This window comes from Achromobacter sp. NPDC058515 (assembly GCF_042721735.1).
GTDB lineage: Bacteria > Pseudomonadota > Gammaproteobacteria > Burkholderiales > Burkholderiaceae_B > Achromobacter.
The window spans coordinates 171,169-197,103 of record NZ_JBHXNI010000005.1 but is presented as its reverse complement, the minus strand read 5'-3'; the positions used below and the strand labels follow the sequence as shown (position 1 = coordinate 197,103).

Sequence of the window (25,935 nt, the reverse complement as noted above, 5' to 3'; positions counted from 1 at the left end):
CCATCGTGCACTGGAGTTGAAATGGCGATTGGTGGCGGGCCGAAAATTTTGGGCCTGTCACTGCTCTGCCGGTGTCTGACACCCGTGAGGGACGATGTTCAGCTTGAGCCACCGTTTCATGGGTGTCAGACACCTAGTTCGCGTTCGTTCGATCGTTCTTCGTAGGTCGCCCGGCGCCCATCGTGCACTGGAGTTGAAATGGCGATTGGTGGCGGGCCGAAAATTTTGGGCCTGTCACTGCTCTGCCGGTGTCTGACACCCGTGAGGGACGATCTTCAGCTTGAGCCGCCGTTTCATGGGTGTCAGACACCTAGTTCGGCGTCTCATCGGCATCAGATCCTGGTCAGACGGCATCTGCTTGCTCTGCCGGTGTCTGACACCCGTGGAGACGATCTCCAGCTTTCGCCGCCGTCTCATGGGTGTCAGACACCTATTCTGATCTTCCATAAGCCCAAAAAACACGGCAAAAGCGCAAACCCAACGCAGCCACACGCGAAGCGCCATCATCACGACGCAAGATGAAGCGTAAGTCCCAAAAGGCCGCCCGCGCCGGCCGGGGGCGCGCCCCGCAAGATCCACCACCACCCCACCCGTTGCGAGAACCTTAAGAACCCCGCCCGCCCCAGGCCCCCGTCACGCCAGGCGCCTTAAGAACCAACGCCATCAAGCCAAACCACCCAAAAGCAATCCCCCGCATATTTCCAAAAGAACCCAAACCCCTCCCCCCACATAACCTCATATCGACTAAGTATTTTTAGACCCGAACCCGCGATGCCAGAATCAACTCGTCTACAAAAAATCACCCCAACGGAACCGACCCCATGTCCTCGCTTCGCCGTTTGCTCTCCACCGCCGCGCTCGCGTTCGCATTCACCGCCGGCGCCCACGCGCAGGACAAGTCTTCGATCACCGTCGGCATCTCCGTAGGCACCGCCGAGAAGATCTTCGACATCGTGCAGAAAGTCGCCGCACGAGACGGACTGCAGATCAAGCTCGTCAAGTTCAACGACTACCAGCTCCCCAACGCCGCGCTGAACGCCGGCGACCTCGACGCCAACGCCTTCCAGCACAAGCCCTTCCTGGACAACCAGATCAAGGCACGCGGCTTTGACATCGTTCCGGTCGGCCTGACCGTCACCGCCCCGCTCGGCTTCTACTCCCGCAAGGTCAAATCGCTGGATGAGCTGCCCGAAGGCGCATCGGTAGGCATCCAGAACGATCCCTCCAACGGCAACCGCGCGCTGCGGCTGCTTGCGGCCTACAAGCTCATCACCCTCAAGCCCGAGGCCGAACAGAAAAACAACGCGACGCCGCTGGACGTGGTGTCCAACCCGCGCAAGCTCAAGCTGGTGGCGCTGGACGCCGCGCAGTTGCCGCGTTCGCTGGATGACCTGACCGCCGCCTCCATCAACAACGACTATGCCGAACAGGCCGGCCTGGTGCCCGCGCGCGACGCCATCGGGCGCGAGGCGGCCGACGGTCCCTACGCCAACCTGATCGCCGTGCGCGCCAAGGACCGCGACCAGCCCTGGGTGAAGAAGCTGGTTTCCGCCTACCAGTCGCCCGAAGTGCGCGCCTACATCGAGCGCGAATTCAAGGGTTCGCTCGTTCCCGCTTTCTAACGCACGGCCCCGGCGAATCATCATGAGCATTCTTACCTTGGCGGGCAGCCCGTCGCAGCGTTCCCGTTCCTCGGCCCTGTTGCGCCACGCCGCGCAGATCCTGCGGTCCCGAGGCCTGGGAATCAGCGAGCTGGGCCTGCGCGACATCCCGGCCGAAGAACTGATCGAAGGCCACTACACGGGCGCGGCCGCGGGAGCGTTGCGCGCGCGGGTGGCGGCGGCCGATGCGGTGCTGATCTCCACGCCCGTCTACAAGGCCTCGTTCTCCGGCGGCCTGAAGGCGGTGCTGGACCTGCTGGACGAAAAAGCGCTGGCGGGCAAGGTGGTGCTGCCCATCGCCACCGGCGGCAGTCCCGCGCATCTGCTGGCGCTGGAGTACGGCCTGAAGCCCGTCCTGTCCGCGCTGGGCGCGCGCCACATCCTGGCGGGCGTCTATGCCACCGACAAGCAGGTGCGCGTGGGCGAGCTGGGCCTGGCCGACATCGACGACGACGTGCGCCAGCGGCTGGAAGACTCCGTGGACCGCCTGTCCGAACAGGTGCTGCCGCGCGGCGCCGCCGTCAACGAAGCCTACGACCTGGGCCGACTCGCGCTAGCGGGCGGCTTCAGCGTCTGACCTGGAGTTATCCCATGGATGTTTTCTGGTTCATTCCCACCCACGGCGATTCGCGCTATCTCGGCACCAGCCGGGGCGCGCGCGCCGCCAGCTACGACTACTTCCGCCAGGTCGCGGTGGCCGCCGACACGCTGGGCTATGACGGCGTGCTGCTGCCCACGGGTCGGTCCTGCGAAGACGCGTGGGTGGTGGCCTCCAGCCTGATCGGCGTCACGCGCCAGCTCAAGTTCCTGGTGGCGATCCGCCCCGGCGTCAGCTCGCCGCAGGTTTCGGCCCGCATGGCCGCCACCTTCGACCGCCTGTCGGAAGGACGCTTGCTGGTCAACGTGGTGACCGGCGGCGATCCGGGCGAGCTGGAAGGCGACGGCGTCTTCGCCAGCCACGACGAGCGCTACGCCATCACGGCGGACTATCTCAAGATCTGGCGCGGCATCCTGGAGAACAGCCACCAGGCCGAGGGCTTCAGCTTTGAAGGCGAGCAACTGGTGTCCAAGGGTGGCAAGGTGATCTATCCGCCGGTGCAAAAGCCCTATCCGCCGCTGTACTTCGGCGGGTCGTCGGAGGCCGCCCATGAACTGGCCGCCGAGCAGCTGGACGTGTACCTGACCTGGGGCGAACCGCCCGACGCGGTCGCCAGGAAGATCGCCGACGTGCGTGAACGCGCGGCCCGCCATGGCCGCAGCGTGCGCTTTGGCATCCGCCTGCACGTCATCGTGCGCGAAACCGAGGAGGCCGCCTGGGCGGCGGCCGACGAACTGATCAGCCATCTCAGCGAAGACGCCGTGCGCGCCGCGCAGGCCGCGTTCGCCAAGATGGATTCGGAAGGGCAGCGCCGCATGGCGGCCCTGCATGGCGGCAAGCTCGGCGACGGCAAGGGCGGGCGTTCGCATCTGGAGATCTCGCCGAACCTGTGGGCGGGCGTGGGCCTGGTGCGCGGCGGCGCCGGCACCGCGCTGGTGGGCGATCCGCGGACCGTGGCCGATCGCATCCAGGAGTACGCGGACCTGGGCATCGAGACCTTCATCTTCTCCGGCTATCCGCACCTGGAAGAGTCGTACCGCTTTGCCGAACTGGTGTTCCCGCTGCTGCCTGGAAAGGGCGAGCGCAAGCCGGGCAGCACCGTGCTGACCGGCCCCTTTGGCGAAGTCATGGCGACCGAGCTGGTGCCCAAGGAATCGGCAAGCTGATGGGCGCCGCTCGCCACCCAGGCGCACCGGACGCGAGGATCGCGCGCTGGATCGCGCCCCTGCTGGTCCTGGCCCTGTGGGAGCTGGCCGCCCGGGTCGGCTGGCTGCCCTCGCTCCTGTTGCCCGCGCCATCGGCCGTGTTCGTAGCCGCGGCCACGCTGGCGCAGTCCGGCGAGCTCTGGCAATACGCGCGCATCAGCATTGAGCGCGCGCTGTCGGGCCTGTTGCTGGGCGGGGCGGCGGGGCTGGTCCTGGGCGTGCTCAACGGAATGGTTCGCCAGGCCGCTGCGCGGGCGGACGACATCCTGCGTGCGCTTGCCGCGGTTCCCGTGCTGGCGTTCGCGCCGCTGATCCTGCTGTGGGTCGGCGCTGAAGAAATCGCCCGGCTGGCGCTGCTGTCCTTGGCCGCGTTCTTTCCTGTCTACCTCCATACCGTTCGCGGCATCCGGGCGGTGGACCCGGCGCTGATCGAGACGGGCCGGTCCTGCGGCTTGCGCGGATGGCCGCTGTACCGCGACGTGATCCTGCCCGGCGCATTGCCGTCCGTCCTGGCGGGCTTGCGACAGGCGCTGGGCCTGGCGTGGCTGGTCCTCGCCGCGCTGGAACTCCTTGCCGCCCCTTCCGGCATCGGTCGCCTGGCGCTGCCTGCCGGCGAGCCGCCGCGCGCCGACGCGCTGCTGTTGGGCATCGCGCTGTACGCCGCATTGAGCAAGGCGTCCGATGCCTTGACCGCCGCGCTGGAGCGCCGCCTGCTGCGCTGGAGCCCGGCCCACCGTCCAGAACTTCTTTCAGGAATCCATTGATGGCCAAGATCCCACCCTCGCAGGAAGCGCGCTTGGGCGATGACGCCGGGGCCGGGCGCGCGGGCGCCGCGCCGGCCCGCGCCGCCGGCTCGTCCGGCGCGCTCGAAACCTTGGCGGCGCAGCTGGCCGCCACCGCCATCGAGCGCGACCGCCAAGGCGGGCATGCCGCCGCCGAGCGCGAACTGATCCGCGCCAGCGGCTTGTTGAAGCTGTCGGTGCCCACCGCCTACGGCGGCGCGGGGGCAAGCTGGTCGGCGGTGCTGGCCGCGGTGCGCAAGCTGGCCGAGGTCGACAGCGCGCTGGCCCACGTGTTCGGTTTTCATCATCTGCAGGTCGCGGGCGTGCTGTTGTACGGGACGCCCGAGCAGCAGGCGTATTTTCTGCAGCCCACCGTCGAGCGCCAGTTGTTCTGGGGCAATGCCTTGAATCCCCTGGACCGCCGGGTCATTGCCCGGGCTGAACTGGACGGGTATCGCATCGACGGCGTAAAGAGCTTCAGCTCCGGTTCGGTCGGGTCGGATGTGCTGACATTTTCTGCCTGGCACAAGCCGTCCGGCACCGCGCTGATCGCGGCCCTGCCCACGCGCGCGGAAGGCATCACGGTGAATCCCGACTGGGATTCCTTTGGCCAGCGCCAGACGGACAGCGGCACCGTGCGCTTTGACCACGTCCGCCTGGAAGCCATACAGGTGCTGCAGGCGCCGGGGGCCGCGCCCACCGCGCGGTCCACGCTGCGTTCGCAGGTGGCGCAGCTGATCATGACCAATCTTTACCTGGGCATCGCCCGCGGCGCATTCCAGGAAGCGCGCCGCTATGTCCGCGAGGACGCCAGGCCGTGGTTCGCGGCAGGCGTGCAGCGGCATGCGGACGATCCCTATGTGCAGGAGCGGTTCGGCGAATTCTGGCTGCGCGTAGAGGCCGCCCAGGCGCTGGCCGATCATGCCGGACTGAAGCTGGACGCGGCGCTGGCCCGCGGGCCGTCCGTCACCGCCGATGAGCGCGGCGAGGTGGCGGTGGCGGGCGCGCAGGCCAAGGTGCTGGCGCATCGCGCCGCGCTGGCGGTGGGATCGGAACTGTTCGACGTGACCGGCGCCAGCTCCACCGCGGCGCGCTACGGGCTGGACCGCTACTGGCGCAACGCCCGCGTGCATACCCTGCACGACCCGGTTGCCTACAAGATCCGCGACCTGGGGCGCTATGCGCTCCTGGACCAGGTTCCCGAACCCACCGCCTATTCCTGATGGCCCCGCGATGACCGATATTTCCCTCTTGTCCGACATTCCCGCCGTGCCGCAGCCGGTGATCCGCCTGGACGCGGTGAGCAAGTCATTCGCGACCCGCGCCGGGCGCTTTGACGCCGTGCGCAATGTGTCGCTGTCGATCCGGGCCGGCGACACCTTCGGCATCATCGGCAAGAGCGGCGCGGGCAAGTCCACGTTGCTGCGCCTGATCAATCTGCTGGAGCGTCCGGACGACGGGCAGGTGCGGGTTGCCGGCACCGAGCTGACCGCGCTGTCCAAGCGCGGCCTGCGCTCCGCGCGCCAGAATATCGGCATGATCTTTCAGCAGTTCAACCTGCTGCAGAACGAGACCGTGTTCGAGAACGTCGCATTTCCGTTGCGCGTGCACGGCGGGCGCAGCGGGGAACGGATTGCCGCGCGCGTGCGCGAATGCCTGGAGATCGTGGGGCTGACGGACAAGACCGCCAGCCATCCCGCGCAGTTGTCCGGCGGCCAGAAGCAGCGCGTGGCGATTGCGCGCGCCCTGGCCAGCGAGCCGGCCGTGCTGCTGTGCGACGAGCCCACGTCCGCGCTGGACCCGGAGACCACGCGCTCGGTGCTGAGCGTGCTGCGCGACATCAACAAGCGCCTGGGCGTGACCATCGTGATCGTGACGCATGAGCTGGCGGTGGTGCGGGCCCTGTGCCGCCATGTGGCGGTGATGGAGAACGGCCAGGTGCTGGAGCAGGCCGAGATCGCCGGCGCCAACGTGCACCTGTCCTCGGCGCTGGGCCGCGAACTGATCCGCGAAGCCACCCATCCCTATGAAGAGGTCGCGTAATGCTGGATACCTTTGTGCAGTTGCTGCCCGAGCTGGGCGTGGCCGTCGGGCAGACCTTCCTGATGCTGGCTATCGCGCTGGCGGCGTCCGTCCTGCTGGGCGGACCGCTGGGCGTGCTGGTGTTCCTGACCGGGCCGGGGCAGTCGCTGGACCGTCCGGTGGCGCATCGCCTGCTGAGCTGGACGGTGAACACGGTGCGCTCCTTCCCCTTCATCATCCTGCTGGTGGCGCTGGTGCCGTTCACGCGGGCGATCGCCGGCACGTCGATCGGGCCGGTTGCGGCGGCCGTGCCGCTGTCCTTCGCGGCCATTCCCTACTTCGCCCGGCTGGTGGAGCAGTGCCTGCGCGAAGTGCCGCGCGGCGTGATCGAGGCGGCGCATGCGGCCGGCGCGTCCGAATTGCAGATCGTGCGCCGGGTGCTGCTGGTCGAGGCGCGATCCGGCCTGGTGCTGGCCTTGACGGTGCTGGCCGTCAGCTTCCTGTCGTATTCGGCCGTGGCCGGGGTGGTGGGCGGCGGCGGCATCGGCGACCTGGCCATCCGCTATGGCTACTACCGCTTCCAGACCGACGTGATGGTGCTGACCGTGGCGCTGCTCGTCGTGCTGGTGCAGATCATCCAGTTCGCCGGCAACACCGTCGCGCGACGCATCGACAAACGCTGAACTCCAAGGACTCCCCATGACATACTCCCGCAATATCCTGAGCGCGGCGCTGGCCGTGCTGGCGCTGTCGGGCGCCGCCCACGCGGCCGATCCCGCCAAGAAGGAAATCGTCTTCGGCGCAACGGCCGGCCCCTACAGCGACCAGATCAAGCTGGGCATCAAGCCCATCCTGGAAAAGCAGGGCTACACGGTCAAGATCGTCGAGTTCAACGACTATGTGCAGCCCAACTTCGCGCTGGCGCAGGGCGCGCTGGACGCCAACGCGTTCCAGCACGTCGTGTACCTGAAGAACTTCGCGGCCAAGAACAAGCTTGAACTTTCCGAGCTGGTGAAGGTGCCCACCGCGCCCATCGCCATCTACAGCAAGAAGTACAAGAGCGTGGCCGCGGCGCCCGACGGCGTGAGCGTGGCGGTGCCCAACGACCCCACCAACCAGGCGCGCGCGCTGGTCGTGCTGGAGGAGCTGGGCTGGGTGAAGCTGCGCGCAGGCTATGACCCCCTGCAGGCGTCCGAGAAGGACGTGGCGCTCAATGTGAAGAAGATAAAGCTGATCCCGCTGGAGGCGGCGCAGTTGCCCCGCTCGCTCGAGGACACGGACTACTCGTTCGTGAACGGCAACTTCGCGCTGGCCTCGGGCCTGAAGCTGACCGAGGCGCTGGCGCTGGAGAAAACCACGCCCACCTACCAGAACCTCGTCGCCGTGCGCACCGCGGACCGCGACAAGCCCTATGTGAAGGACATCGCGGCGGCCTATGCGTCGCGCGAGTTCCTGGCGGTCACCGAGCAGTCGTTCGCCGGTTTCGTGAAGACCGACTATCAGCAGAAACTGGAGGCGGCCCGCTAGGGCTGCCCGCCGGCATCAGCGCGGAGGCCGCGGCCATGTTCATCCATCCCAACGAGTTCGAGCTGTTGCAGCACCTGGACGTGCCCGGGCGCACCGAGCCGGACACCGGTCCCGCCGACGGCGCCGAACGCCAGGTTGCGCTGCGCGTGACCTTGCGCAAGCTGGCCAAGTGCTACGGCGACCGCGTCGCGCTGCAGGCGCTGGACCTGGAGATTGCGGCCGGCGAGTTCGTGGCCGTGGTCGGGCGCGGCGGCAGCGGCAAGAGCATCTTGCTGCGCCTGCTGGCCGGCCAGGAATCGCCCAGCGGCGAGCAGGGCGGCGCGCCGGCCCGTTCGCCCGTGCTGTTCGACAACTTCCCGCAGTGGGCGTCCGACAGCCGCGTGCGCCTGTTGCTGCCGGACGCGCGGCTGCTTCCCTGGAAGCGCGTGCTGCATAACGTGGCCCTCGGTTTGCCGGGCAAGGCGCAGGCGCTTGCTGCGCTGCGGCAGGTGGGCCTGGGCGAGCACGGCGGCGATTGGCCCGCGCAGCTGTCCGAGGCGCAGCGCCAGCGCGCCGCGCTGGCCCGGGCATTGGCGCATTCCCCGGGGCTGCTGTTGCTGGACGAGCCGTTCAAAGGGCTGGATGCGCTGACGCGGATCGAAACACAGCGGCTGCTGGAAGACGTCTGGCGCCGGCAGGGCTTCACGGCTGTGCTGGCCACGCACGACGCGGGCGAGGCCGTGGCGGTCGCGGACCGCATCCTCGTGATGGACGAGGGCGGCATCGTGCTGGACGAACGCGTGGATCTGGCGCGGCCGCGCGCGCGCGGCTCGGCGGCCTTTGCCGCGCTGGAGGCGCGCGTGCTGCGCGCGGCGCTGCGCCAGGAAGACCCGCCGGATCTGGACAGGCCACTGGCGCCCGTCATCCAGATCCGGCATTTGAAGCTCGCGGTCTGACGCCGCGCGGCCGCTATCCACAACCCGGCGCCACGGCGCCGCCCATTACTTCAGGAGCAAGACCATGAGCATTCAATCCATCAACGCCCGCAACCAGTTCCGCGGCAAGATCAAGGAAATCATCCTGGGCCCGGTGGTGTCCGAGGTGGACGTGGACACGCCCGCCGGCATCGTCACCTCGGTGATCACCACGCGTTCCGTCAAGGAGCTGGACCTGCAGGTGGGCACCGAAGTCCTGGCCTTCGTCAAGGCGACCGAAGTTTCCGTGGCCAAGCTGTAGGCTGGAAGGCGTAGGAAAGACGCACTGCGCCGGCGCTTCCAAACCGCCGGCGTTAGGCATATATTGTCCCTGCGATATCCGGCGGTTCCCTCCTGGCTTGTAGTTACATGCTTTGCGAACGGAGAACGGAAATGCGGCGACTGCAAGAGTGGTTCATCGGTTTGTTGTGCCTGGGGCTGGCGGTCTGCTTCCCCGCCGCTGCGCAGACCAAGCTGACCAACGCGCAACTGGACCAGTTGATGGCGCCGGTGGCGCTGTACCCGGATGCGCTGCTGTCGCAGATCCTCATGGGATCCACCTATCCGGACGACATCGCGGCAGCCGCCAAATGGTCGGCCGCGCACGCCACGCAATCCGGCGACGACGCCGTCAAGGCGGTCGAGGGCGAATCCTGGGATCCCAGCGTCAAGTCGCTGGTCGCCTTCCCGTCGGTCATGGACATGCTGGGCCGCGAGCCGAACTGGGTTAAATCCGTCGGGGACGCCTTCCTGGCGCAGCCCGACGGCGTCATGGATTCCGTCCAGCGGCTGCGCACGCAGGCCCAGAAGGCAGGCAACCTGAAGAGCACGCCGCAGCAGACGGTGAAAACCACGACCCAAAACGAAAAGACCGTCGTGGTGATCGAACCCGCGGACCCGCAGGTGGTCTACGTGCCCAGCTACAACCCCACCGTGGTCTATGGGGCGTGGGCCTATCCCTCCTATCCCCCTTACTACTATCCGCCGCCGCCGGGGTCGATGTTCGCGACCTCGCTGGTCGCCGGCATCGGATTCGGCCTGGGGGTCGCCGCGATCAACTCCATGTGGGGCGACGCCAATTGGGGACATGGCGACATCGATATCGACGTCGACCGCTACAACAACATCAACGTCAACAACCGCATCGACCGCAACAACGTCACCAATAACCGGTCCACGTGGCAGCACAATGCCGCCAATCGCGGCAATGCGCCCTATGCGGACCAGGCCAGCCGCCAGCGCTTCGACAGCCAGCGGCAGGCGGGCGTGCAGAGCCGTTCCCAGGCCGCGGGTCAGGGAGGGCGGGCGGCCGGCGCGGCGCCGGCAGCCGGCTCGCGCGACGCCGCCCGAGAACGCGCGGCCCAGTCCTTCGAAGGGCGGACCGGGCAGCCCATCGCCGGCCACACCGGCGCGGGCGGGGCGCGCGGGCAGGGCGCGGGCCGGGGCGAAGGCGCCACGGGCCGGGGGCAGGGCCAAGGGGCGCAGGGCGGACAGGGCGCCCGCGACCGTTCGTCCAGCGTCTCCACCCAGGACAGGGCGCAAGGGCGCGCGGCCGGCGCGTCCACACAAGACCGGCCCGGCGGCGACCGCGCATCCAGCGTCTCCACGCAGGACCGGCAGGCCGCGGCCCAACGCCAGCGCGCCGACGAATCCGCGGCGCGCGACCGGGCCCGCGCGTCCAACAGCCACAGCGCGCTGAGCGGCGCGGGCGACGGCGACCGCATGCGGCAGCAGAACCAGCGCGGCGAATTGAACCGGGGCGGCGCTTCCACTCGCAGCACCGGCGCGAGCGCGCCGCATCGCGGAGGCGGCGCAAGCGCTCCCCATCGGGGCGGGGGCGGCGGCGGCCGGGGCGGGGGCGGAGGTTTCGGCGGCCGGAGATAAGCACCATGGACAACGGAGTTCATATGACGATTGCTCGTTTACGCGCGCTTTGCGCCGCGTCGGTGCTTGCGCTCGGCGCCGCGGTCCCCGCCATGGCGCAGAGCGTGTATCCCAGCGCCCAGGCGGCCGCGCAAGCGTTCACCGACGCGCTGGCCACGAATGACATCGAGGCCCTGGCCAAGGTGCTGGGCCCCAACCACCGGCAGATCGTGCCAGGCGGCGTGGACCAGGAGGATATCTACCGGTATCTCGCGGCCTGGGTGCGCAAGCACGATATCGTGGCCGACGGCGGCCGCTCCTGGGTGGCGGTCGGCGACTCCGGATGGACGCTGCCCGTTCCGATCGTGCGTGCCGGCCAGGGATGGCGCTTCGATCCGGCGGCGGGCAAAGCGGAAATCCGCCGCCGCGCCATCGACCGCAACGAGCTCGCCGCCATTGAAACCCTGGAAAAGCTTCGGGCCGCCCAGGCCAGCTACCAGCAGGGCGTGGGCCAGGGGCGCTATGCGAGCCGCCTGGTCAGCCGGCCGGGCGAACGCGACGGCCTGTACTGGCCTGAACTGCCGGACGCCCCGCCGCAGGCCTTTGGCCCGGACGCCTTGGCGATGGGGCCGGACGTGCCGTTGGACGACGCGTACTTCGGCTATCGCTACAAGGTGATTCCCGGCGTGCAGGATAATTCGTACCGCATCGTCGCCTGGCCGGCCCGCTACGGACAGACAGGCATCGCATCCTTTGTCGTCGGCCCCGAGGGCGGCGTGCTGGAGGCCGATCTTGGCCCTTCCTCCGCGACGCGCGCGGCGGCGCTGCGCGAACGCGATATCACGGCCGGGAGCTGGGTCGCCGCCGACGCGCAACCCGTTGGCGCCAAATGATTTTTCGGGGTCGAATGGCGTGACCGGCGCATGCCTGTTGCGAGGTCGCAACAGGCGTGCGCGTTTGTCGACAAAGCCTGCGCCGTGGCCCTTTTTGTCAGGCGGCTGTGCCTAAAATGGCGAGCACCGGGACCCTGCCCGATTCTCCTTTGCCGGACCTAGAAATTGAACCCCATGCATTTTGTCCGCTGCGCCCTGTTGGGCGCAGGGATGGCGCTTAGCGCGGCGGCGGCATCAGCCCCGATTTTTGTCCTGAACTCCCTGGACGCCAACGTCAGCATCATCGATCCGGCCACCTACAAGGAACTGCGGCGCGTACCCACGGGCAAGGAGCCGCATCACCTGTACCTGACGCCCGACGAAAAGTCGCTCATGGTGGCCAACGCCACGGGCGACTCGATCACTCTGATGGATCCCAAGACCGGCGAAGTGCAGCGCACGCTGACCGGCATCGTCGATCCCTACCAGCTCCAGTTCTCGCCGGACATGAAGTGGTTCGTCACGGCGGCCAACCGCCTGGACCACATCGACATCTATGCCTGGAAACCGCTGGAAAAGGGCTTTGACCTGAAGCTGGTCAAGCGCATTCCGGCCGGCAAGACGCCCAGCCACATCATGATCGACAAGCACAGCACGACGGCCTACGTGACCTTGCAGGACAGCGATCAGCTGATCGCCATCGACCTCGCCACGCAGACGCCGAAGTGGACGGTGCCGGTGGGCAAGACGCCCGCCGACGTGTTCCTGACGCCCGACCAGAAGACCCTGCTGGTGGCCTTGACCGGCGATTCCTACGTCGAGGCCTACGACGTCAGCAACGGCCCGGCCAAGCTGGTCAAGCGCATCCCGACCGCCGCGGGCGCGCACGCCTTCCGCGCGCAGGGCGACCACCGCCACCTGTTCGTCAGCAACCGCACCGCCAACTCCATCAGCCGCATCGACCTGCAGACGCTCGCCGTCACCGACACCTTCCCGGTGCCGGGCGGCCCCGATTGCATGGACGTGCTGGCCGACGGCAAGACGCTGCTGGTCACCTCGCGCTGGGCCCGCAAGCTCACCGTGGTGGACCTGGAGCAGAAGAAGGTCGTCAACCAAGTAACGGTGGGCAAGTCCCCCCACGGCGTCTGGACGCTGAACCATGCGCCTACGCGATAGGAGCAGCAGCCCCTACGCCATGGCGCTATGCCTGGCGATGGCCGCCTCGACCGTCGGAGCCGCGCCCGCCTCCTGCGACAAGCCCGTCTACCTGACCTTCGACACGGGCCATATGGGCGTGGCGCCGCTGATCGCCGACGTGCTGGCCCGCCACCACGTCAAGGCCACCTTCTTCCTGGCCAACGAACGCACGCTGACCGAGGGCTCCAGCCTGGACGACGTGTGGGCGCCGTGGTGGAAGGCGCGCGCGGCCGAAGGCCATGCCTTCGGCTCGCACACCTACGACCACGTCTATTGGCAGGGCGACCTGCCGGGCGGCAAGTTCCGCGTGAAGCCCAGCGCCGGCCCGGACGCCGGCAAGCGCGCTGAATGGACCGCCGAACAGTACTGCGCCGAGATCAAGCGTTCCGTCACCCGTTTTCACCAGATGACGGGGCAGAACATGCTGCCGCTCTATCGCGCGCCGGGCGGCAAGACCTCGCCCGCCTTGCTGAAGGCGGCCAAGGCCTGCGGCTTCGAGCACGTGGGCTGGGCGCCCGCCGGCTTCCTGGGCGACGAGCTGCCCAGCGACAAATACCCCAACGCCAAGCTGCTGGACCAGGCGCTGCGCAACATCAAGCCCGGCGACATCCTGCTGGCCCACCTGGGCATCTGGTCGCGCCAGGACCCCTGGGCGCCGGCCGTGCTGGAACCGCTGATTGAAGGTTTGCAGCGCAAGGGCTATTGTTTCGCTACCTTGAACACCCATCCGGCCTACCGCGACTGGATTTCCACGCATCATTGAACATGGATACGCTTAGTCAACTCTTCGGGGAGTGCCAGCAATGGCTCTTCGAGACGGCGATTCAGCCCGCGCTGTTCCACCTGGGCATGAGCAACTTCATCGAAGACGGCTACGACGCGACCATGTGGCTGCTGGTGGGCCTGCTGCAGGTCGCCGTGCTGGTGCTGGTGTTCGGCCCCCTGCAGCGGCTGCGGCCCGTGGAGCCCGTCACCGACCGCCGCCAGATCGGCATCGACGTGCTGTACACGCTGATCCACCGGCTGGGCGTGTTCCGGCTCGTGCTGTTCTTCACGATCGATCCGTTCTGGGACAGCGTCTTCGGCCAGCTGCACATCTGGGGCTTCGCGCCGTTCCAGCTGGACCAGTACTGGCCCGGCGTGACGGACAAGGCCTGGGTCAGCCTGATCATCTACCTGCTGCTGTTCGACGCGGTGGACTATTTCTACCATCGGGCCCAGCACCGCTTCGGCTGGCTCTGGGCGCTGCACGCCGTGCATCACAGCCAGCGCCAGATGACCATCTGGAGCGACGACCGCAACCATTTGCTGGACGACATGCTGCGCGATGTGCTGATCGTGTTCGTGTCGCAGCTGGTGGGCGTGCCGCCCGCGCAGTTCGTGATGGTGGTGGCGATCACCCAGCTCGCGCAGAGTTTTTCGCACGCCAACCTGCGCCTGCATTTCGGCGCGTTGGGCGAGCGCCTGCTGGTCAGCCCGCGCTTTCACCGGCATCACCATTCCATCGCCTACGACGCCTCGTCGCCGGGCCCGGCCGGCGGCTACAACTTCGCCGCGCTGTTCCCCATCTGGGACGTGCTGTTCCGCTCCGCCCGCTTCGGCGTGGGCTACGGCCCCACGGGCATCCACGACCAGCAGTCGGAACTGGGCGGACGCGACTACGGCCGCAGCTTCTGGTCGCAGCAATGGCTGGGCATCAAGCGCCTGGCGGGCCGCGACCGCGAGCCTGCCGCAGCGCCGCCCAAGCCTCCCGCGGGCATCGAAAGCGCATAAGAAAAACGGGCCTGCACAGGCCCGTTTTTCATGCGGCTGCGCCCTTCAGGCGTCCGGCGGCGCGTCGTGCGTGGTCTCGCGCTTGATCTCGCCGTGCCGGCGCTCCATCTCCTGGCGCAGCTCGCGGCGCAGGCCGGCCGCCTTGACGCGCTGCTTCTCTTCCAGCGTGCGGGGCTCCAGGGGCGGCACCGCCGTGGGGGCGCCATGCTCGTCCACCGCCACCATCGTGAAGTAGCAGCTGTTGGTGTGGCGCACCAGTTTCTTGCGGATGTCCTCGGTGACCACCTTGATGCCGATTTCCATCGAGGTGCGGCCCGTGTAGTTCACCGCCGCGAGGAAGGTCACCAGCTCGCCCACGTGGATGGGTTCGCGGAACACGACCTGGTCGACGGACAGCGTCACCACATATTGGCCGGCGTACCGGCTGGCACAGGCGTAGGCCACCTGGTCCAGGTATTTGAGGATGGTTCCGCCGTGTACGTTTCCCGAGAAATTCGCCATGTCTGGCGTCATCAGGATGGTCATCGACAATTGGTGGCTAAAGGCGTCGTCCATGGCGGGCGGCTCATTCATGAATAAAACGCCTATGGTAGCGGCTGGCGCCTGTCATGGCGCCGTCATCAGCGCGCGGTTCAGGGTTTCTTCGCATCGGCGGCCGCGGGTGCGGGTTCGGCGGCGGGCGCCTCGGCCGGCGCGTCCTGCGGGGCGGCCGCCTCCGGTTCGTCCCGCCGCACGGCGGGCGGCGTCCACAATCCATCCAGCAGCGTGGGACGCGGCGCGTACACGCGCAGCAGCACGCCCACGGGGCCGGACGCCGGCACGGGCAGCCAGTTGGCCTGTTCCTCGGGCGCGGGCGCGGCGTTGCTGATGACCAGGTCCAGCGAGCCGTCGGCGTTGTAGCGCAGCGGATCGCGGCTGCCCAGCGCGTAGCGGTTCAACGGATTCGCCACGGGCATGCCCTGGCCGTCATAGGCCGCCAGCGACCACAGCGCATCCGTGGGCGGCAACTGGCCGCTTTCAAAGCGCAGCGCGTAGCGGTGCGCGCCGTCGAGCAGGGCGCCCTGGCTGTCGGTGGCCAGCAGCAGCACCGTCAGGTCGTCGGGCAGGCCGGCGCCCGGCTGCGCCTGGGCGGCCAGCGCGCGCCGCAGATAGGAATTGCCGTAGACGCCGATGCTGGCGGTTTCCTGCTGCCAGCCGTTCACCCCGCGCAGGCTGCCGCCCGCCGCGGCTTCCATGCGTTCGCGCGCGGCCCGCACGCCTCGGCGCAAGCCTTGCTTGGCGGGATGGTCGAGCTTGTCGAAATCGAAGGTGCGGCCGGGTATGAACCCCACGCGCCGCAGCTTGGCCAGCACGGGCTGGTCCGTCGCGTGCGGCGGGTGCTTGCGCAGCAGCTCGGCGGCGTAGGTTAAGAAGGCGTCGGTGGGCATGGATTCCACCTGTTCGCGCACCGGGATCGCAAGCTCCAGCGAGGGATCCGATTTCACGCGCTGCGCCTGCGCCGGCAGGTTCCACTGCGCCAGCGGGGTCAGGACGAAGCCGTCCTGCAAGGTATTGACCACGGCGTAGTCCGCCGCGCCCGCCTGGATCAGGTTCTTCGCCCAGACATGGGCGCTGGGCGCGTCGATGCGCGGCATGCCGGACGGCAGGACGCCCGTCCAGCCCGGCGGCACGATCACGGTATTGCCCCGGCTAGTGCCGGTGCTGCGCGCGCCCAGCGTGGCGAACACGTCCGTCCACATGTCCAGCAGCGTCAGCGTGTAGAGCCGGCCCTGCGTGTCGGGCGCGGACAGCACGACGGGGCCCGCCGTCAGGTCCAGCCAGGCGACGCTGCGCAGCATGTCCGGATTGGCCCAGGGCGTGGCCGCGCCCGGCCGGGGCAGCGTGCGCCCGTGCAGGAAGGCGTTGGCCGGCGCTCCTTGCGCCCCTTGCGCGGGGTGGGTGAACTGGCGCCGGGTCAGGTCCATGGTGACCAGGGGGTAGAAATAGAGATACCCCTCCATGGCCGCCTGATAGGCCGCCTCGGTGGCGGCGGCGGCCGGCGTCATCGCGGCGGGCGCGGCATGGACGGCGGCCGGGGGCGCCGACGCCAGGGCGGCAAGCGACAGGGACAGGGCCAGGCGGGCAAAGCGGCGCATCGGCGCTCCAACGGTCATGCGGGAAACAAGGGACGGCCGGTTCGCGCGGCGTCCCGGGGCCAGGAGCTGGCCGGGATACACGCGGGCGGCGAGCAATGGTAGCAGCGCCGCCATGCTTCAAAATCCGCGAAAAACGCTGATTTTGCCGTCAAATTCCTTCCTCCTGGTCAAAAACCCAGTCCGAAGAGGCATGGCGCCTGCACGATTGCAGGCATATACTGGCTTGCGAACCCTCGGAGGCCGTAGGGCTTTTCGCTTTGGCAGGTCCGGCTTCCTTCATACACCCGGAGAGGAGTGCTTCATGGTCAACATGAATCGCCGCCAGTTCTTCAAGGTGACCGGTGCGACACTCGCGGGCTCCAGCCTGGCATTGCTGGGGGCTGCCCCCGGTACGGCCATGGCCGAAGTGCGCCAGTTCAAGCTTGCGCGCATGACTGAAACGCGCAACACCTGTCCCTACTGTTCGGTCGCCTGTGGCTTGCTGATGTACGGTCTGGGCGACGGCTCCAAGAACGCCCGCGCCAGCATCATGCACATCGAGGGCGACCCCGACCACCCGGTCAACCGCGGCACACTCTGTCCGAAGGGCGCTGCCCTGATCGACTTCATCCACAGCCCCAACCGCCTGAAGTTCCCGGAATACCGGGCGCCCGGATCGGACAAATGGGTGCGGATGTCGTGGGACGACGCCCTGACCCGCATCACCAAGCTCATGAAGGCCGACCGCGACGCGAACTTCGTCGAGAAGACCGCGGACGGCAAGACGGTCAACCGGTGGCTGACCACCGGCATGCTGGCCGCCTCGGCAAGCAGCAACGAGGTGGGCTACATCACGCACAAGACCGTGCGCAGCATGGGGATGCTGGCGTTCGACAATCAAGCCCGTGTCTGACATGGCCCGACGGTGGCAGGTCTTGCCCCGACGTTTGGCCGTGGAGCGATGACGAACCATTGGGTCGACATCAAGAACGCGGACGTAGTGTTGATCATGGGCGGCAATGCCGCCGAGGCCCACCCCTGCGGGTTCAAATGGGTCACGGAAGCGAAAGCCCATAACAAGGCGAAGCTGATCGTCGTGGATCCGCGCTTCACGCGCTCGGCGTCCGTGGCGGATTTCTACGCGCCCATCCGGACCGGCACCGACATCATCTTCCTGGGCGGCGTCATCAAGTACCTGCTGGACAACGACAAGATCCAGCACGAGTACGTGCGCAACTACACCGACTTTTCCTTCATCGTGCGCGAGGACTTCACGTTCGACGCGGGCCTGTACTCCGGCTACAACGCCGAAAAGCGCAGCTACGACAAGGAAAGCTGGGACTACGAGCGCGGCGAGGACGGCTTCGTCAAGACGGACCCCACGCTGCAGCATCCGCGGACGGTCTACCAGCTTCTGAAGAAGCACTATTCGCGCTACACCGAAGACATGGTCGAGCGCGTCTGCGGCACGCCCAAGGACAAGTTCCTGAAGGTGTGCGACATGCTGGCGTCCACCGCCGCCACCAACCGCGCCGCCACCATCCTGTACGCGCTGGGCTGGACGCAGCATTCCATCGGATCGCAGATCATCCGCACCGGGGCGATGGTGCAGCTGCTGCTGGGCAACATCGGCATCGCCGGCGGCGGCATGAACGCGCTGCGCGGGCACTCGAACATCCAGGGCCTGACCGACCTGGGCCTGATGTCGAACCTGCTGCCGGGCTACCTGACGCTGCCCAACGAACCCGAGCAGGACTACGCCAAGTACATCGAGACGCGCACGCTCAAGCCCCTGCGGCCCAACCAGCTCAGCTACTGGCAGCACTACCACAGGTTCCACGTGAGCCTGATGAAGGCCTGGTGGGGCAGCGCGGCCACGGCCGGGAACAACTGGGCGTTCGACTACCTGCCCAAGCTGGACAAGCTCTACGACATGCTGCAGGTCTACGAGCTCATGGTCCACGGCAAGATGAACGGCTACATCGCGCAGGGCTTCAACCCGCTGGCGGCGGCGCCGCACAAGGCCAAGCTGAACGACGGCTTCGCCAAGCTGAAGTTCCTGGTCATCATGGACCCGCTCGTCACCGAGACCTCCGAGTTCTGGCGCAACGCCGGCGAAGCCAACGATGTGGATCCGTCGAAGATCCAGACCGAGGTCTTCCGCCTGCCCACCACCTGCTTTGCCGAGGAAGAGGGCGCGCTGGTGAACTCCGGACGCTGGCTGCAATGGCACTGGAAGGGCGCGGAGCCCCCGGGCGAAGCCAAGAGCGACATTGAAATCATGGCGCTGATCTTCACGCGCCTGCGCAAGATGTACCAGGATGAGGGCGGCAAGTACCCCGATCCCATCGTCAACCTGTCATGGCCCTATTCCAACCCGCAGAATCCCTCGGCCGAGGAGCTGGCCAAGGAATACACGGGCACGGCGCTGGTGGACCTGGCCGACCCCGCGGACCCCGCCAAGGTCATGCGCAAGGGCGGGCAGCAGCTTGCGGGCTTTGCGGAACTGCGCGATGACGGCTCCACGGCCAGCGGATGCTGGGTCTATGCCGGAGCCTGGGGGCCGGGCGGCAACCTGATGGCGCGCCGCGACAACAGCGACCCCACCGGCATCGGCCAGACCCTGAGCTGGGCCTGGGCATGGCCGGCCAACCGCCGCATCCTGTACAACCGCGCCTCCTGCGATGTGTCCGGCAAGCCCTTCGACCCGCGCCGCAGCGTCATCTCGTGGAATGGCAAGATCTGGGCGGGCGCGGACATCCCCGACTTCAAGGGCGACGAGAACCCCGACGGCGGCATGGGCCCGTTCATCATGAACCCGGAAGGCGTGGCGCGCTTCTTTGCCCGCGCGGGCATGGCCGAAGGTCCGTTCCCGGAACACTACGAACCCTTCGAGAATCCGCTGGGCTACAACCCGCTGCATCCGAAGGCCAAGGGCGTCACCAGCAATCCGGCCGCGCGCGTCTTCAAGGACGACCTGGCGGCGATGGGCACCGTGGAGAATTTCCCGCATGTAGCCACGACCTACCGCCTGACGGAGCACTTCCACTACTGGACCAAGAACGTCCGCATCAACGCCATTCTCCAGCCCGAGCAATTCGTGGAGATCGGCGAGGCGCTGGCCACGGAATTGGGCATTCCCAACGGGTCTCGCGTGAAGGTGTCGTCCAACCGCGGCTACATCAAGGCGGTGGCGCTGGTCACCAAGCGCCTGCGCGCCCTGACCATCGAAGGCAAGACGGTGCATCAGGTCGGGATTCCCATCCACTGGGGCTTCGTGGGCCTGGCCAGACCGGGCTTTCTCACCAATACCCTGACGCCATTCGTGGGCGACGGCAATTCCCAGACTCCGGAATTCAAGTCGTTCCTGGTGAAGGTCGAGCGGGCTTAGGAGACCGACATGTCCATGCAATCCCTAGACATCCGGCGGCGCTCCGCCACGACCACGCCCTCGCCCAGCATCCGCGAACCCGTCACGGGCTCGGTGGCCAAGCTGATCGACGTCTCCAAGTGCATCGGCTGCAAGGCCTGCCAAAGCGCCTGCCTGGAGTGGAACGATCTGCGCGACGAGGTCGGCTTCAACGTGGGCTACTACGACAATCCGGCCGACCTGACCGAGCATTCCTGGACCGTCATGCGCTTCTCGGAATTCGAGAATCCGGCCGGCGACCTGGAATGGCTGATCCGCAAGGACGGCTGCATGCACTGCGAGGATCCGGGCTGCCTGAAGGCCTGTCCCTCGCCGGGCGCCATCATCCAGTACACCAACGGCATCGTCGACTTCCACGAGGAAAACTGCATCGGCTGCGGCTACTGCATCACCGGCTGTCCGTTCAACGTGCCGCGCATCTCCAAGAAAGACCACAAGGCGTACAAGTGCACGCTGTGCTCCGACCGCGTGGCGGTCGGCATGGAGCCCGCATGCGTCAAGGCCTGTCCCACCGGCGCCATCGTCTTCGGCACCAAGGACGACATGCACCAGCACGCCGCCGAACGCATCGAGGACCTGAAGTCGCGCGGCTTCGAGCAGGCGGGCCTGTACGACCCGGCGGGCGTGGGCGGCACCCACGTCATGTATGTGCTGCATCATGCCGACCAGCCCGGGCTGTATCACGGATTGCCCGCGGATCCGCAGATCAGCCCCATGGTGTCCGTGTGGAAGGGGCTGGCCAAGCCGCTGGGCCTGGCCATGATGGCGCTGACCGCGCTGGCGGGCTTCTTCCACTACGCCCGCGTGGGCCGCAACGAGGTGACCGAGGAAGACGAGCGCCGGGCCGAAGAGGAGGTGCGCCATGAGTGAAGACCGCCGCTATCGCCAGATCAGGCGCTACTCGCCGGGCGAGCGCACCAACCACTGGATCATCGCCTTCACGTTCATCCTGCTGGCGCTGTCCGGGCTGGCGCTGTTCCATCCCTCCATGTACTGGCTGTCGCATTTGTTCGGGGGCGGTCCCTGGACGCGGATCCTGCATCCGTTCATCGGGCTGGTGATGTTCGTCTGCTTCGTCGTGTTCGCCGGCCATATGTGGCGGCACAACCTCCTGACGAAAGCGGACCGCCAATGGCTCAGGCAGCTCAACGACGTGGTCGAGAACCGCGAGGAAAAGCTGCCCGAAGTCGGCAAGTACAACGCCGGCCAGAAGCTGCTGTTCTATGTGCTGATCCTGTGCATGCTGGGCCTGTTCGTCAGCGGCATCGTGATCTGGCGCGAGTACTTCGCGTTCTACTTCCCGATCTGGGTTGTCCGCGCCGCCTCGGTGCTGCACGCGGTTTGTGCGCTGGTGCTGATTTGCGCGATCATTGTGCATATTTACGCGGCGATCTGGGTAAAGGGTTCGTTGACGGCAATGCTGCGCGGCTATGTCACCGCCGGCTGGGCGTGGAAGCACCATCGCGCCTGGTTCCGGGAGCAGGTGAAGAAATAGGCCCGCGCGGCGCGGGTGCTCCATTCCCCTAGCGGCCCTTTTTTCCTGGGCCCGCCTGTACCGATCGCACGGCTGCTATCCTCTTCCGGAGGCTGGCAGCCGTGTTTGTTTCTCTGGAGACGCAATTGCAGCGAATTCTTCCGCGCGGCGAAATCGAAGCGCTAGACCACAACGTCATTCCCCGCGTCACGCTGCCGGAACGCGCGTCCGTCTTCGCGGCGCGCGCGGCCCGCTTGCGCCAGCTCGCGGCCGACAGCCCGGTGGCCGACTATCTGCTGCTGATGGCGCATCTGGTCGACGCCCAGCACCGCGCCCTGAAGGACTGCGCGGCGCCCGAGGCGTCCGAAGACCGCATTTCGCTTGCCCAGGCGCATGGCATGCCGCCCCTGCAGGCCGTGGGCTGGCCGCGCGACCCCTTGTGGCGGCGCATCCTGGCCCAGCTCGTGGATGACGTTGCGCGGATCCAGGGCGTGCCCGCCGAAGCCGTCGAGGTCTGCGCCGCGCTGCGCCGCGCCGTGGACGAAGACCCGGAGTCGATCGAGGACCTGGCCGAAGCCGTGCTGGCCGAGCAGGACCAGGGCGTGGACAGCGCCGCCGCGCCCTTCGTGATGGCGGCCCTGCAGGTCTACTGGACGGACCTGGCCAGCCGCTACGACGCAAAGCAGCTGCCGGTCGCAAGCCCTTTCGGCGTGTGCCCGGTATGCGCCAGCCTGCCCGTCGCCAGCATCGTCCGCGTGGGCGGCCAGTACGAAGGCTACCGCTACCTGTGCTGCAGCCTTTGCTCGACGCAGTGGCACATGGTGCGCGTGAAGTGCTCGCACTGCGAGGACGTGGAAAAGGTCGCGTACCAGGCCATCGAAGGCCGCTCGCCCGCCATCAAGGCGGAAACCTGCGACCACTGCCACACCTACCGCAAGATCTTCTACCAGGACAAGGACCTGTACGTGGAGCCGGTGGCCGACGACCTGGCCAGCCTGATGCTGGACGTGCTGGTGGGCGAAGCCGGCTATTCGCGGTCCAGCGGCAATCCGCTGCTGTGGCATGGCGCCGAGGACTAGGGGATGGCAGACAATCCGTCCGATGCCGCCCTGGCCGTCGCGTCCGACATCCCTTCGCTGGACCGCCTGCTTAACGCCGAGGCGCTGCGCCCCGCGCTGGACGCCCACGGCCGCACCCAGGTGGTCGCGGCCTTGCGCCGCGACCTGGACGCGCTGCGCCAGCGCGCGCGGGAAGGCAAGCTGCCGCGCCGCGAACTGGAGGCGGCCGCGGTGGCGGCGCGCACAACCGAGGCCCTGGGCGAGGCGTCCCGGCCGCGGCTGCGCGCCGTCTACAACCTGACCGGCACGGTGCTGCACACCAACCTGGGCCGGGCCTTGCTGCCCGACGAGGCGGTGGCGTCGGTGCTGCGCGCGCTGAGTTCGCCTGCCAACCTGGAGTTCGACCTGGATACCGGCGGCCGCGGCGACCGCGACGAGCTGATCGACGACCTGCTGTGCGAGCTGACGGGCGCCGAGGCGGCCACCGTGGTCAACAACAATGCCGCCGCCGTGCTGCTGATGCTCAACGCGCTGGCGGACCGCCGCGAGGTCGTGGTGTCGCGCGGCGAGCTGGTCGAGATCGGCGGCGCCTTCCGCATCCCGGACATCATGAAGCGCGCGGGCGCCAAGCTCGTCGAAGTCGGCGCCACCAACCGCACGCATGCGGCCGACTACGAAGCCGCCCTCGGTCCGCGCACCGCGATGCTGATGAAAGTGCATTGCAGCAACTACGCCGTCACCGGCTTTACCAAGAGCGTCGGCGTGGCCGAGGTGGCCGCGCTGGCGCATGCGCATGGCGTGCCCGCCACCGTGGACCTGGGCAGCGGCACGCTCGTGGACCTGACGCAGTTCGGGCTGCCCAAGGAAGACACCGTGCGCGAGACCATCGCCGCCGGCGCCGATCTGGTCACCTTCAGCGGCGACAAGCTGCTGGGCGGCCCGCAAGCCGGCCTGCTGGTGGGGCGGGCCGACCTGATCCGCAAGATCAAGAAGAATCCGCTCAAGCGCGCGCTGCGCGTCGGCAAGCTGACGCTGGCCGCGCTGGAACCCGTGCTGGGCCTGTACCGCGCGCCGGAGTTCCTGGCCCAGCGCCTGACCACGCTGCGTCTGCTGACCCGGCCGCAGCGCGACATCCAGCCGCAAGCAGAACGGCTGCGCGGCGCGCTGGCGCATGCCGCCGGCCCCAGCTACGCGGTGGAGGCGGTGCCGATGTTCAGCCAGATCGGCAGCGGCGCCTTGCCGGTCGACCAGCTGCCCAGCTTTGGCCTGGCCGTGCGCTACGCGGGCCGCGGCCGTCCGGGACGCCATCTGGACAAGCTGGAGACGCTGCTGCGAGGCTTGCCCACGCCCGTCATCGGCCGCATCGCGGACGATGCCCTGTGGCTGGACCTGCGCTGTCTGGAAGCGCGCGACGAAGCGGCCTTTGCCGGCCAGCTGGCGGAGCCGCTGGCATGATCGTCGGGACAGCGGGCCATATCGACCACGGCAAGACCACGCTGGTGCGCGCCTTGACGGGCGTGGACACCGACCGGCTCAAGGAAGAGAAGGCGCGCGGCATTTCCATCGAGCTGGGCTATGCGTACACGCCGCTGGCCAATGGCGACGTGCTGGGCTTTATCGACGTGCCCGGCCACGAGAAGCTGGTGCACACGATGGCGGCCGGCGCCAGCGGCATCGATTTCGGCCTGCTGGTGGTGGCGGCCGACGACGGGGTCATGCCGCAGACGCGCGAGCACCTGGCCATCCTGTCGATGCTGGGCGTGGCGCGGGGCGCCGTGGCGCTGACCAAGGCCGACCGCGCTGACGCCGCGCAACAGGCGGCCGTTCGCGCCGAGATCGCGGCGCTGACAGAGGGCACGTTCCTGGAGGGCGCGCCGGTGTACGCCGCAAGCGCATCGCAGGCCGGCGACGCGGGCGTGGCGGAATTGAAATCCTATCTGCACGGGCAGGCCCAGGCCTTGAGGCAGCGCGATGCGACGGGCCTGTTCAGGCTGGCGGTGGACCGCGTGTTCACGCTGGCGGGCCATGGGACGGTGGTGACCGGCACGGCGCACGCGGGCCAGGCGCGGGCGGGCGACGACGCGGCGGATCTGCGGCTGATGCCCGCGGGCACGCGGGTGCGGGTGCGCAGCATCCATGCGCAGAACCAGCCCAGCGAGACGGGCGCGGCCGGCCAGCGCTGCGCCTTGAATCTGGCGGGCATCGACAAGAGCGCGATCGCGCGCGGCGACTGGATCGCGGATGCGCGCTGCTTTCTGCCATCGCGGCATGTGGATGTGGCGTTGACCTTGCTGCCGTCGGCCGATGCGCCGGTGCGCGCCTGGGCGCCGCTGCATGTGCACCTCGGCGCGGCGCGCCATGTGGCGCACGTGGTGCCGATCAGCGCGGAGTCGCTGGCGCCGGGGCAGTCGGGCTGGGTGCAGCTGGTGTTCGATGAACCCGTTTGCGCGATGCCGGGCGACCGCTACATCGTGCGCAATGCGCAGGCGACGCGCACGGTGGGCGGCGGCCGGGTGCTGGATCCGAACGCACCTGACCGCAAGCGGCGCGCGGCGTCGCGGATGCAGGGCCTGCAGGCGCTGTCGGACATGCTGGACGGCGGCGGCCTGCATCCGGTGCTGGAGCATGCGCCGCTGGGGCTGGACGAGGCCGCGTTGCAGCGCCTGACGGGCAGGCCGATGGCTGAGATCGCGGCGCCTCATGGGGCGTTGTGGGTCGAGCCGCGCAATGCGCAGGCGCCGCGCACGCTGATCCTGGGCGCGCAGTGGGATGCGTTGCGGGCACGGGTGGAGCAAGCGTTGGAGGCCTTCCATCAGGGGGCGCCGGACGAGCCAGGCCCGGACAGCGCGCGGCTGCGCCGGATGGCGATGCCGGTGGGGCCGGATGCGCTTTGGGGGTCGGCGCTGGATGACCTGCAGCGCGATGGCCGCATTGTGCGCAATGGTCCGTGGCTGCATTTTCCGGCGCATACGTCGACGCTGGCCGAGGCGGAGTCGGCGCTGGCGGGGCGGCTGCTGCCGCTGCTGGACGAGGGGGCGTTTGATCCGCCCTGGGTGCGGGATCTGGCGCGGGTGCTGGATGAGCCGGAGGACCGCGTGCGGCAGCTGCTGCGCAAATTGCTGCGGCGCGGGGAGGTGGCGCAGGTGGTGAAGGATCTGTTCTATCACCGGGATCGGGTGCGGGCGCTGGCGGGGCTGGCGGCGGGGCTGGCTGCGCAGCCGGCGGGGTTGAATGCGGCGGTGTTCCGGGACGCGACGGGGTTGGGGCGTAAGCGGGCGATCCAGATTCTGGAGTTCTTTGATCGGGTCGGGTATACGCGGCGGGTGCGGGATGCGCATGTGCTGCGCGCCGATAGCGCTTATGCGGCGACGCAGGGAGCGGGCGAGCCGGTATCATAGGCGGGCTG

The 25,935-nt window shown here is 68.1% G+C and carries 23 protein-coding genes; 21 read left to right on the top strand and 2 right to left on the bottom strand.

Going from position 1 to position 25,935, the window contains the following annotated elements; genetic code table 11:
* Positions 1-821 precede the first annotated feature (821 nt).
* From ACFWP0_RS11680 to ACFWP0_RS11610, 15 genes are all read left to right on the top strand, one after another.
* On the top strand, positions 822-1,622 hold the full coding sequence (locus ACFWP0_RS11680) for a MetQ/NlpA family ABC transporter substrate-binding protein (RefSeq protein WP_377842146.1): 801 nt from the start codon (positions 822-824) through the stop codon (positions 1,620-1,622).
* 22 nt (positions 1,623-1,644) lie between these two features.
* The gene (gene ssuE, locus ACFWP0_RS11675) at positions 1,645-2,238 is read left to right on the top strand and encodes an NADPH-dependent FMN reductase (protein ID WP_377842144.1); all 594 of its coding nucleotides are present in this window, start codon (positions 1,645-1,647) and stop codon (positions 2,236-2,238) included.
* Positions 2,239-2,252: 14 nt separating this feature from the next.
* Positions 2,253-3,425 carry an FMNH2-dependent alkanesulfonate monooxygenase gene (ssuD, locus tag ACFWP0_RS11670; RefSeq protein WP_377842142.1) on the top strand — a complete coding sequence of 391 codons (1,173 nt, stop codon included), beginning with the start codon at positions 2,253-2,255 and terminating at the stop codon, positions 3,423-3,425.
* Positions 3,425-4,228: an ABC transporter permease subunit gene (locus ACFWP0_RS11665; protein WP_377842141.1), complete on the top strand. Its 804-nt coding sequence runs from the start codon at positions 3,425-3,427 to the stop codon at positions 4,226-4,228. Before ssuD ends, ACFWP0_RS11665 begins: the two co-directional genes overlap by 1 nt.
* Complete coding sequence (locus ACFWP0_RS11660) at positions 4,228-5,469, top strand: acyl-CoA dehydrogenase family protein (protein WP_377842139.1); 1,242 nt, start codon at positions 4,228-4,230, stop codon at positions 5,467-5,469. The genes ACFWP0_RS11665 and ACFWP0_RS11660 overlap by 1 nt, the downstream gene beginning before the upstream one ends.
* A 10-nt stretch (positions 5,470-5,479) precedes the next feature.
* Entirely contained in the window at positions 5,480-6,289 is an 810-nt protein-coding gene (locus ACFWP0_RS11655; RefSeq protein WP_377842138.1) for a methionine ABC transporter ATP-binding protein, read from the top strand.
* Positions 6,289-6,951 carry a methionine ABC transporter permease gene (locus ACFWP0_RS11650; RefSeq protein ID WP_377842136.1) on the top strand — a complete coding sequence of 221 codons (663 nt, stop codon included), beginning with the start codon at positions 6,289-6,291 and terminating at the stop codon, positions 6,949-6,951. Before ACFWP0_RS11655 ends, ACFWP0_RS11650 begins: the two co-directional genes overlap by 1 nt.
* A gap of 16 nt (positions 6,952-6,967) precedes the next feature.
* Complete coding sequence (locus ACFWP0_RS11645) at positions 6,968-7,795, top strand: MetQ/NlpA family ABC transporter substrate-binding protein (RefSeq protein ID WP_377842134.1); 828 nt, start codon at positions 6,968-6,970, stop codon at positions 7,793-7,795.
* A 35-nt stretch (positions 7,796-7,830) separates the two neighbouring features.
* Positions 7,831-8,730, top strand: coding sequence for an ATP-binding cassette domain-containing protein (locus tag ACFWP0_RS11640; RefSeq protein WP_377842133.1), 900 nt, complete (start codon positions 7,831-7,833; stop codon positions 8,728-8,730).
* Between the two features lie 64 nt (positions 8,731-8,794).
* Positions 8,795-9,010 carry a molybdopterin-binding protein gene (locus ACFWP0_RS11635; protein WP_006227327.1) on the top strand — a complete coding sequence of 72 codons (216 nt, stop codon included), beginning with the start codon at positions 8,795-8,797 and terminating at the stop codon, positions 9,008-9,010.
* 131 nt (positions 9,011-9,141) lie between these two features.
* A complete protein-coding gene (locus ACFWP0_RS11630) occupies positions 9,142-10,632 on the top strand; it encodes a DUF3300 domain-containing protein (protein WP_377842131.1) in 1,491 nt (496 codons plus the stop codon).
* 23 nt (positions 10,633-10,655) lie between these two features.
* Positions 10,656-11,504, top strand: a complete 849-nt coding sequence (locus tag ACFWP0_RS11625; protein WP_377842130.1) for a DUF2950 family protein — start codon at positions 10,656-10,658, stop codon at positions 11,502-11,504.
* 174 nt (positions 11,505-11,678) lie between these two features.
* On the top strand, positions 11,679-12,659 hold the full coding sequence (locus ACFWP0_RS11620; RefSeq protein ID WP_377842129.1) for a YncE family protein: 981 nt from the start codon (positions 11,679-11,681) through the stop codon (positions 12,657-12,659).
* Entirely contained in the window at positions 12,643-13,443 is an 801-nt protein-coding gene (locus ACFWP0_RS11615; RefSeq protein ID WP_377842128.1) for a polysaccharide deacetylase family protein, read from the top strand. Before ACFWP0_RS11620 ends, ACFWP0_RS11615 begins: the two co-directional genes overlap by 17 nt.
* Positions 13,444-13,445: 2 nt before the next feature.
* On the top strand, positions 13,446-14,453 hold the full coding sequence (locus ACFWP0_RS11610; RefSeq protein ID WP_377842126.1) for a sterol desaturase family protein: 1,008 nt from the start codon (positions 13,446-13,448) through the stop codon (positions 14,451-14,453).
* Positions 14,454-14,498: 45 nt separating this feature from the next.
* Here the strand turns inward: ACFWP0_RS11610 and ACFWP0_RS11605 are convergent, their stop codons facing one another.
* Entirely contained in the window at positions 14,499-15,008 is a 510-nt protein-coding gene (locus tag ACFWP0_RS11605) for an acyl-CoA thioesterase (protein WP_377842345.1), read from the bottom strand.
* A 77-nt stretch (positions 15,009-15,085) separates the two neighbouring features.
* Positions 15,086-16,588, bottom strand: coding sequence for a DUF1254 domain-containing protein (locus ACFWP0_RS11600; protein ID WP_377842344.1), 1,503 nt, complete (start codon positions 16,586-16,588; stop codon positions 15,086-15,088).
* A 301-nt stretch (positions 16,589-16,889) separates the two neighbouring features.
* Here ACFWP0_RS11600 and fdnG point away from each other — a divergent pair, with 301 nt between their 5' ends.
* The 6 genes from fdnG to selB all read left to right on the top strand — a co-directional run bounded on the left by fdnG (position 16,890) and on the right by selB (position 25,927).
* Positions 16,890-19,958 carry a formate dehydrogenase-N subunit alpha gene (gene fdnG, locus ACFWP0_RS11595; protein ID WP_377842125.1) on the top strand — a complete coding sequence of 1,023 codons (3,069 nt, stop codon included), beginning with the start codon at positions 16,890-16,892 and terminating at the stop codon, positions 19,956-19,958.
* Positions 19,959-19,967: 9 nt separating this feature from the next.
* Complete coding sequence (gene fdxH, locus ACFWP0_RS11590) at positions 19,968-20,867, top strand: formate dehydrogenase subunit beta (protein WP_377842123.1); 900 nt, start codon at positions 19,968-19,970, stop codon at positions 20,865-20,867.
* A complete protein-coding gene (locus ACFWP0_RS11585; RefSeq protein WP_377842122.1) occupies positions 20,860-21,492 on the top strand; it encodes a formate dehydrogenase subunit gamma in 633 nt (210 codons plus the stop codon). The genes fdxH and ACFWP0_RS11585 overlap by 8 nt, the downstream gene beginning before the upstream one ends.
* Before the next feature lie 125 nt (positions 21,493-21,617).
* Complete coding sequence (gene fdhE, locus ACFWP0_RS11580) at positions 21,618-22,550, top strand: formate dehydrogenase accessory protein FdhE (RefSeq protein WP_377842120.1); 933 nt, start codon at positions 21,618-21,620, stop codon at positions 22,548-22,550.
* Between the two features lie 3 nt (positions 22,551-22,553).
* The gene (gene selA / locus ACFWP0_RS11575) at positions 22,554-23,984 is read left to right on the top strand and encodes an L-seryl-tRNA(Sec) selenium transferase (protein WP_377842118.1); all 1,431 of its coding nucleotides are present in this window, start codon (positions 22,554-22,556) and stop codon (positions 23,982-23,984) included.
* Entirely contained in the window at positions 23,981-25,927 is a 1,947-nt protein-coding gene (gene selB, locus ACFWP0_RS11570) for a selenocysteine-specific translation elongation factor (protein WP_377842116.1), read from the top strand. The genes selA and selB overlap by 4 nt, the downstream gene beginning before the upstream one ends.
* Positions 25,928-25,935 lie beyond the last annotated feature (8 nt).